The 8,814-nt window shown below is 68.1% G+C and carries 4 protein-coding genes and 1 pseudogene; 3 read left to right on the top strand and 2 right to left on the bottom strand.

Features of this window, described 5'->3' with window-relative positions; translation table 11 throughout:
* From QSK21_RS34805 to QSK21_RS34795, 3 genes and pseudogenes are all read left to right on the top strand, one after another.
* Positions 1 to 113: pseudogene (locus QSK21_RS34805) on the top strand (IS5/IS1182 family transposase); the annotation flags it as partial.
* Positions 114 to 187: 74 nt separating this feature from the next.
* Positions 188 to 3,409, top strand: coding sequence for a DISARM system SNF2-like helicase DrmD (gene drmD, locus QSK21_RS34800; protein ID WP_285701994.1), 3,222 nt, complete (start codon positions 188 to 190; stop codon positions 3,407 to 3,409).
* Positions 3,409 to 7,557 carry an Eco57I restriction-modification methylase domain-containing protein gene (locus QSK21_RS34795; RefSeq protein WP_285701992.1) on the top strand — a complete coding sequence of 1,383 codons (4,149 nt, stop codon included), beginning with the start codon at positions 3,409 to 3,411 and terminating at the stop codon, positions 7,555 to 7,557. Before drmD ends, QSK21_RS34795 begins: the two co-directional genes overlap by 1 nt.
* Positions 7,558 to 7,621: 64 nt before the next feature.
* Here the strand turns inward: QSK21_RS34795 and QSK21_RS34790 are convergent, their stop codons facing one another.
* Both QSK21_RS34790 and QSK21_RS34785 read right to left on the bottom strand, forming a co-directional pair.
* Positions 7,622 to 7,810, bottom strand: coding sequence for a DUF397 domain-containing protein (locus QSK21_RS34790; RefSeq protein WP_285701991.1), 189 nt, complete (start codon positions 7,808 to 7,810; stop codon positions 7,622 to 7,624).
* Positions 7,807 to 8,739, bottom strand: a complete 933-nt coding sequence (locus QSK21_RS34785) for a helix-turn-helix domain-containing protein (protein WP_285701990.1) — start codon at positions 8,737 to 8,739, stop codon at positions 7,807 to 7,809. Before QSK21_RS34785 ends, QSK21_RS34790 begins: the two co-directional genes overlap by 4 nt.
* Positions 8,740 to 8,814: the final 75 nt, after the last annotated feature.

The following is an 8,814-nucleotide window of genomic DNA, read 5'->3' as shown; positions in this document are numbered from 1 at the left end:
CCCAGCTCAAGAGCTGGCGGATCCTCCGCAAGCTGCGCTGCTGCCCGCACCGCGCCGGGCACCTGGCCAAGGCCATTCACGTGCTACAAACCCGCGAAGCTCACGCCTGCTGAAAAAGGTTCACTGTGGTCATCGTCGTAGCGTTGCGGGGACGACGGGGGTCCTGTGCGCGGCGATACTTGCGGGCATGGGGAGCGAGACGATGGTGGCGACGGGGAGCGGGGCGCCGGCACAGGGGCAGCTGGTGACCGTCCGCAACCGTCAGTGGGTGGTGGCCGACGTCGCCCGCGGGACGGTGACCAGCAGCGACCCCTACGATCTGACGGGCGAACCCCAGCACCTGGTGACGTTGTTCAGCATCGAGGACGATGCGCGCGACGAGGAGCTCCGCGTCGTCTGGGAGCTGGAGTACAACGCGGTTGTCCACGATCAGGCGTTGCTGCCCCATCCCGCCGGCGGCTTCGACGACCCGGCGGAGCTCGACGCGTTCCTCGACGCCGTCCGCTGGGGCGCCATCGCGTCGGCCGATAAGACGGCCCTCCAGGCGCCGTTCCGGTCCGGCATCCAGATCGAGGACTACCAGCTCGACCCGGTGGTCCGTGCCCTGTCGATGCCGCGCACCAACCTGCTGATCGCCGACGATGTCGGCCTCGGCAAGACGATCGAGGCCGGGCTGGTGATGCAGGAGCTGCTGCTCCGCCACCGCGCCCGCACGATGATCATCGTGTGCCCGGCAGGCCTCACCATGCAGTGGCACGACGAGATGCGCGACAAGTTCGGCCTGGACTTCCACATCGTCGACACCGCCCTGCTGCGCCGGCTGCGCCGGGAGCGCGGCCTGTACGCCAACCCGTGGACGCACTACCCGCGCCTCATCGTGAGCATCGACTGGCTCAAGCAGGAGCGGCCGCTGCGGCTGCTCCGGGAGGTGCTGCCCGCCGTCCCGCGCCATCCCCGCACGTTCGACATGCTGGTGGTCGATGAAGTCCACACCTGCGCGCCGTCGGGACGCGGCAAGTATGCGGTGGACTCGCTGCGCACGCAGGCGATCCGGCAACTCGCTCCGCACTGCGAGCACCGGCTGTTCCTGTCGGCGACCCCGCACAACGGCTACTTGGAGTCGTTCACGGCCCTACTGGAACTGCTGGATGACCAGCGGTTCGCCCGGGGCGTCGAACCGTCCGAAGAGCAGCTCAAGCGCATCATGGTGCGCCGCCTCAAGCGCGACCTGCCGCCGAGCTGGGACGGTACCCCGGCGTTCCCCGCCCGCCGGCTCGGCTACCTGGAGGTCGACTACTCCGAGGCCGAACGGCACGCCCACGCGCTGCTCACCCGGTACGCCGACAGCCGCCGAGCACGCGCCGGGGCGAGCGGCAGGGGCGGCGCCAACGCGGCCGACTTCGTGACCATGCTGTTGAAGAAGCGGCTGTTCTCCTCCCCGAAGGCGTTCGCGGAGACCGTCGAGACGCACCTGGTCACCATGAACGCCAAGAACGCCGGAGATGACGACTTCGGACAGGCCGCCGCGCAGGCCGGGCCGAGGGTGCTGCGTCCACTGGCCGAACGCCTGGAGGAGACCGCCGAGGACGACACCGCGTACGGCATGGTCGAGGCCGATGCGCTCACCGCCGTCCGGCGGATGTTCCCGCCGCTCACCGAGGAGGAGCGCGGCCTTCTGCGGGAACTGCACGCGTGGGCGCGCGAAGCACAGGACCGTCCCGACGCCAAGCTTGCCGCGCTGCGCGCCTGGGTGGAGCCGATCGTCTGCCCGGACGGCCCGCGCGGCGAGTGGACGTCCGAGCGGGTCATCGTCTTCACCGAGTACCGCGACACCCAGCGCTGGCTGCACGAGCGGCTGGTCGCCGCCGGCTACCCCGCCGGCCGGATCGCACTGCTGTACGGAGGGCAGGACCGCGAGCAGCGCGAGCACGTCAAGAACGTCTTCCAGGAGCCTCCCGATCTGCCCGGTGGGGACGTCCGGATCCTGCTCGCCACCGATGCCGCCAGTGAGGGCATCAACCTGCAGAACCACTGCCACCGGCTGCTGCACTGGGAGATCCCCTGGAACCCCAACCGCCTGGAGCAGCGCAACGGCCGCGTCGACCGGCACGGCCAGCGCGCCGCCGAGGTGCAGGTGCTGCACTTCGTCCCACGGGGCTGGGACCGGGCCGATTTCGACGACGGCACGCTGGAGGACGAAATGCTGTTCCTCCAGACCGCGGTGCGCAAGGTCGAGCAGATCCGCGAGGATCTCGGCAGCGCCGGCGAGGTCATCGCGGCCCGGGTGGAGCAGAAGATGCTGGGACGCCAGGCGGACTGGCAGAGCGCGGACGTCGAGATCGCCCGCAAGTCCACGAACGCCAGGTTGAAGGTCGAGCGCGACCTGGCCCGGGACCTGGAACGGCTCACCGGCGCTCTCGCGAGCAGCCGCACCGAGCTGAACCTCTTCCCGGAGATGGTCGAGCGGGTGGTGCGCACGGGACTGCGGCTCGCCCACCGCAAGGACCTCATCGACGTCCCCGCCCCTGACGGCTTCCCGGCGCGCTGCTTCCGGTTGCCGGAGCTACCGGGCGCGTGGGCGAAGGCGCGCAACGCCGGCCTGCACCATCCGGTCACGGGTGTGGAGCGTCCCGTCACCTTCGACCAGGACGCCGCGGCGGGACGAACCGACGTGGTACTCCTCCACCTGGGCCACCGCCTGGTACAGATGTGCCTGCGGCTGCTGCGCGCGGAGCTGTGGGCCGGTGCGACCGGCCAGAGCGCCAGGCTGGCCCGGGTTACGGCCCGGACCGTTCCCGGCGACGTGCTGCGCACGCCCGCCGTCGTCGCCCACGGCCGCGTCGTCGTCACCGGCGCCGAGGGCACCAGGCTGCACGAGGAGATCATCGTGGCGGGCGGCCGCATCGAGGGCGGGCAGCTCGTCCGCGCGCGCGAGGACGAGGTGGAACAGTGGCTCTCCGCCGCGAGCGAGGAGCCCGTCCCCGAAGACGTCCGGGCCCGGCTCGCCGGGCTGTGGGGGAACCTGGCGGACCCGCTGGGCAGGGCGCTGCGTACCCGGGCCGGGCAGCGGGCGCGCAGCCTCGACAAGCTCCTCGCCCGGCGCGGCGAGGAGGAGGTGGAGGCGATCAAGGCGGTACTGACCGAGCTCGAACGGTCCATCAAGGCCGCGCTCGACGATGTGGGCCGCTGGGAGCAGGGCAGCCTCTTCGACACCGACGAGCAGCGCACCCAGCTGCGCCGCGACCGGGAGGCCCTGGCCGAACGGCTGCGCACCATTCCCGAGCAGCGGGAACGGGAGGCGGCGGCGCTGCGCCGCCGCTACGCGGACCCTCAGGGCCGCTGGTTCCCCGCCGCCGTGACGTTCCTGGTGCCCGCCGCCGTCGCGCACCGGCCGGGGGTGGCGCACTGATGCCGCCCCGCACCCGCCGCCCCGCCCAGACGGTCGCCGAGCAGCACGCCGAATGGCTCGGTCTGCTGCGTCCCGATGGCCCCTTCCTCGCACTCCCGGTGCTCGTTGAGGCCCTCCCGCAGGGGCTGGACGTCGTGCCGGCCGAGACCCGCGACGAGATCCGGCAGGCATGGGGCCAGGTGCAGGAAGACCCCGACCTGCTGCTGCCGGGCTGGTACGACCGGGTCTTGCGGAACCTCCTCGGTATCCCCTTCAACGCGCTCGTGCAGGGCTCGACGATCAAGGAGCTGTACCACCGCGCCCGGCCCGATTTCGTGGCGTACGGGCCGAGCCCGGCCGGCCGCGCCATGCGGCTGTTCATCTACAAGCACCCGTGGGACGAGCAGCTCACCCGCGGGCACGGAGACCAGCCGTCGCCCGTCGAGCAGGCCGCCGCGCTGTGCCGGGAGACCGGCGTGCCGCTGGCCCTGGTCACCAACGGCCGGTTCTGGATCCTGGTGCACGCAAGGCCCGGCGAAGCGATGTCCAGCGCCGTCTTCGACGCCGATCTCTGGATGGAGGAGCCGGTACTGCTCCGGGCGTTCGCGACGCTGCTCGGCGCGCGCCGCTCGCTCGCCCCCGCCGAGCGCCCGGACGGGACCCCGTCCGACGGGCTGTCCTCCCTCTTTGCCCGCAGCGCGCAGGCGCAGGCGCAGGTCACCGACACCCTCGGCCGCCAGGTCTGGCAGGCCGTCGAGCTGCTGGTCGGGGAGCTCGCCCGGCTGGACCGCGAGTCCGGCGGCACGCTGCTCGCCGACGTGGCCGAACGTGACATCTACCGGGCCGCGCTCATCGTGCTGATGCGCCTGGTGTTCCTGCTGTACGCCGAAGAGCAGGAACTGCTGCCCACCGACGAGCTGTACCGGCTCTCGTACGGGGTGGCGTCGCTGTACGACAGGTTGTCGAAGGAACGCGACCAGCAAGGCGAGGAGGTCGCGGACCGGCGCTCCGCGGCCTGGTACCGGCTGCTCGCCCTGTTCCGCGCCGTCCACGGCGGCAGCGAGCACCCGGACCTGCGCATTCCCGCCTACGGCGGATCGCTGTTCGATCCGTCGGGATTCGAATGGCTGGCGTCCGCCCCCGTCACCGACCGCGTCGTCCACGAGGTCCTGGACGCCCTGCTCATCCTGCGCCACAAGCGCGGCAAGGCCGCCGCCGAACGCCTCTCCTACAAGGGCCTGGACGTCGAGCAGATCGGCCACGTCTACGAGGGCCTGCTGGAGTTCTCCTGCCTGAAGGTCGACGAACCGTACGTCGGGCTGATCGGACGCGACCGGCCCGAGCTGCCGCTCCGCCTTCTCGAGGAGGAGTACGCCAAGGGCACCGCGTCGTTCCTCGACTGGCTCAAGATCAAGTGCGGCGCCACCTCGAAGCAGTTGGAGAAGGCGCTCGCCAAGGTTCCGGACACCGAGCAGGCCGCCGCGCTGCACGCCGCCTGCGACAATGACGAGGAACTCGCCGGACGCATCAGGCCGTTCTTCGGGCTGCTGCGCCCCGACCTGCGGCGCGACCCGACCGTGTATCCCGCCAAGTCGGTCCTGTTCACCCAGGTCGGAGACCGCCGCGCCACCGGCACCCACTACACGCCGAAATCCCTCGCGCAGGAGATCGTCCAGCACACCCTCGCGCCGCTGTGCCACCGTCCCGGCCCCGCCGAGGGCGCCCCCGAGGACGAATGGCGGGTCAAGCCGGCGGCCGAACTCCTCGAACTGAAGGTCTGCGACCCGGCGATGGGCTCGGGCGCGTTTCTGGTGTCGGCCTGCCGGTACATCGCTGAACGGATCGTGGACGCCTGGAAACGCGACGGTGTGCCCGAAGACGTCCTCGACCTGCTCGGCCCCGACCACGACCGGGACGACCTCCTGCTCTTCGCCAAGCGCCGCACCGCCGCGAGCTGCATCTACGGCGTCGACCGCGACGACATGGCCGTCGAACTGGCCAAGCTGTCCCTGTGGATCGAGACCCTCGCCAAGGACAAGCCGTTCAGCTTCCTCGACCACGCCCTCCGCCATGGCGACTCCCTCGTCGGCCTCATCGACGAGGCGCAGGTCACGAGCTTCCACCTCGATCCGAAGCGCGGCCGGGAGATCAACGCGCGTTTCGGGAACATCATCGACGACCTGGTGCCCATGCTCACGCGGGCTCAGGAGCTCCGCGAGGAGATCGAGGCGTTCCCCGCCGACGACATCGAGCGCGTTGCGGAGAAGCGAGGCAAGCTCGCCGAGGCCGAGCGGCTCACCGGATCGCTCCGGCTGGCCGCCGACGCCGTCGCCGCCGCGGCCCTGTCCACCGCCGGACGCCCCGAGGACGTGCTCGACGCCCGGCTGCGCGACCTCGCCGACGAAGTGCAAGCCGCCCTCGGAGGCGGACGCGGGAAGCAGCCCGACGACTTCGCCCGCGAGCCCGCGTCATCACCGGTCGAAGCCCTGCTGCACGACAAGCTGGAGAGCTGGCTCAAGGGCACGAGGAAGACTTCGGTCAAGCCGTTCCACTGGTCCCTGGAGTTCCCCGAGGTCATGCGCCGCGGCGGTTTCTCCGCCGTCGTTGGAAACCCGCCCTTCATCGGAGGGCAGCGCCTCACCGGCGCGATGGGCACCGACATGCGCGAATACCTCGTCCAGCACATCGGGGGCGGCCAGCGCGGCAGCGCCGACCTGTGCGCGTACTTCTACCTCCGCGACCTCTCCATCACCAATAACGGCCGGGTCGGCATCATCGCCACCAACACCCTTGCCCAGGGCGACACACGCGAAGTCGGCCTCGCCCAGGCCCGCGACAAGGGCTGGGACATCTATCGCGCCGAGAAATCTCAGCCCTGGCCCGGGACCGCGTCCCTCGAAGTCTCTCTGGTCTGGACGGGGCGCCCGGCACCCGAAGAGAAGCTGATCCTGGACGGACGTCAGGTGGTCGGGATCACATCGAGCCTTGATCCTCAGTCCCGTGTCGTCGGCGACCCGTACCGCCTCGCCGCTAACGCGGACCAAGCGTTCCAGGGGTCGAATGTTCTTGGAAAAGGCTTCCTGCTTGAGCCAGAGAAGGCACAGGAACTTATCAATAAGGATTCGCGTAACAAAGATGTGCTGTTCCCGTACATGGGTGGGGAGGACCTGAATTCCCGTTGGGATCTGTCGGCGCCGCGCTGGGTCATCAACTTCCACGACTGGGATGAGGAGAAGGCGCGCACCTACCCGGATTGCTTTGAGATAGTCGAACGTGAAGTCAAACCGTTTCGGGAAAAGAATAACGATAGGCGCCGCCGGGAAATATGGTGGCAGTTCACAAGGCCAACGGTCGACCTCTATGAGGCTATTGCGCCTCTTGGTCGAGTCTTGGCGTTTGCGAGAGTCAGTCGAACTGGACTTCCAGTTTTCGTTCCAGTGGGCGCTGTAATGAGCGAGCAGACCGTTGTGATTGCAACGGATCGCGACGCATATCTTGCTCTACTTTCAAGCTCAATGCACTATTTCTGGTGGACCGTCAAAGGTAACTCGACCATGAGAACCGACTCGCGGTACACGCCATCCGACGGCTTTGAGACATTCGCGCAACCGACTCTGATTGAGCGGATGGATGATGCGGGCAACAGGCTCGAATCGATTCGTAGTCAGATTATGCTGCAAGCCAGAGTGGGGCTTACTGAAATCTATGGTCGAGTACATGATGTCCATGTCAGTAGTCGAGAAGTAAGCAACCTGCGACAGGCGCATATCGAAGTAGACGAGGCGGTTCGAGAAAGTTATGCACTGGATGAGGAGCTGGAGCCTGCGATTCGGGAAGCCGAGGCGCTAGTTACCTCAGGTTCATTGCCATCCTGGCGCGAAATTGAGCTGAAGCATGGATTTTACGAGACAGGGCAGGGCGTTCGGTTCACAATCTCGCCGCAGGCGCGTGACCTCGTGCTCGACAAGCTGCTCGTACTTAACCACTACCGGTATCGGCAAGAAGTCGCGCAGGGCCTTCATAAGAGAAAGGGAAGCCGGAAGAAAGGCAGTGTCGCTGAGGGAAGGCTGAGCGGGTCTGCTGTGGATGCGTTGCTGGCGACCGAGGACCCGAGTGCTGCGGAACCCGCCTTTGACGGCTTGTTTGCCCCGCCGGACGCCCTGTTCTGACCTGGCGACGACGCTCGGGCTGAGCCCGACTCGATGGCGCGCGGCTCAGCCCAAGATCGAAGTCTCAGGTGTTGCGTAGACGGCTGAGGAGTCCAGCCCACTCGGCAGGGCTGAGTTCGAGGATCTCGGCCGACGGCTGAGCCTTGGAGTCGCGAACGCCGATGCTGCCGTCTGCGGCCTTGGCAACCTCCACGCAATCGCCGTTCGGCTCGCTATACCGCGACTTGCGCCAGCCTACGTAGTTCTTGGTCATGTCTCTGATTCTGTCTCGTTGGTCAGGTGGTTGGCTACCCCGCCGAGAAAGGCGAGACTCTCGGCAGGGGACAGTGCCACCTTCCGGAGGCGGTCGTACATTCCGGTATACCGGGCCACTTCGTCGCGCTGGGTCAGAACGAGGTCGGTGGTGACAGTGTCGACCACGGCCGTTGCCGGGTCAGTTGATTCGGCGAAGGCGTAGAGGGAGAAGGACGCCTTGGGGAGGAAGCCGCCGGTGATGAGGACGTCCGACGGGAGTACTCGCATGACGATGCGCGGTTCCGCTGTGACGACCTTGATCAGGTGCCGGAGCTGCGCGGCCTTCACCGTGGCCGGTATGGCGAGCCGGCGGATCATGGTCTCGTCGAGCACGGCCTCATAGGTGGGACCGTCTGGACTGAGAAGGTGCTGCTGTCGGCGGGTCCGGGCCTCGACCATACGGGCCGGTGAGTAGTCGAGCGTCCCCTGATGCTCGTCCAGCTCGACCATCGCGTCGATGAACTCGGGGATCTGCAGGACGGCGGGGAAGGCCGTCTGGTTGTAACTGCGCACGGACTCGGCCCCAGATTCCAGATCGGCATATAGACGTTGGCGAGGTCCCATGGCCTTGCCGTACCTGTCCCACCAGCCTTTGGTGGATGCGTCGCGGGCGAGCCGGAGCGTTCTGTCGTACTGCTTACCGGTGACCTCCAGGGCCTCAAGGATCGTCATGATCTCGCCGACCTCCGGGCGGATCTGGGCGTTCTCCAGCTTGGAGATCTTGGTGCGGGATTGGTAGACGACCCGTGCCAGCTCGTCGGTGGTGAAGCCGCGGGCCTCGCGGAGCTTGCGCAGTTCGGCGGCGAGGCGGCGGCGTCGGATATAGGGGCTGGTCATCGGTGACCTCCCGAGTGCCTTCGCGATGCGCCGGCGCGGCACGACGACCACGAAGGAATACCTTCCGTTGACGCTCGTAACGCTATGCGACCGCCGAAGGTGAGGTGCGATCAATGGCCTGATCAG

Origin of the sequence: Actinomadura sp. NBRC 104412, from assembly GCF_030269515.1 — a bacterium.
Classification (GTDB): domain Bacteria; phylum Actinomycetota; class Actinomycetes; order Streptosporangiales; family Streptosporangiaceae; genus Spirillospora.
The sequence above is the reverse complement of the archived record's forward strand: the minus strand, read 5'-3'. Positions and strand labels throughout refer to the sequence as shown.

What these genes read in the sequence shown, in the direction of transcription:
- drmD (WP_285701994.1), top strand. Translation starts at nt 188, where the DNA reads ATGGGGAGCGAGACGATGGTGGCGACGGGGAGCGGGGCGCCGGCACAG.
- QSK21_RS34795 (WP_285701992.1), top strand. Translation starts at nt 3,409, where the DNA reads ATGCCGCCCCGCACCCGCCGCCCCGCCCAGACGGTCGCCGAGCAGCAC.
- QSK21_RS34790 (WP_285701991.1), bottom strand. Translation starts at nt 7,810, where the DNA reads ATGACCAAGAACTACGTAGGCTGGCGCAAGTCGCGGTATAGCGAGCCG.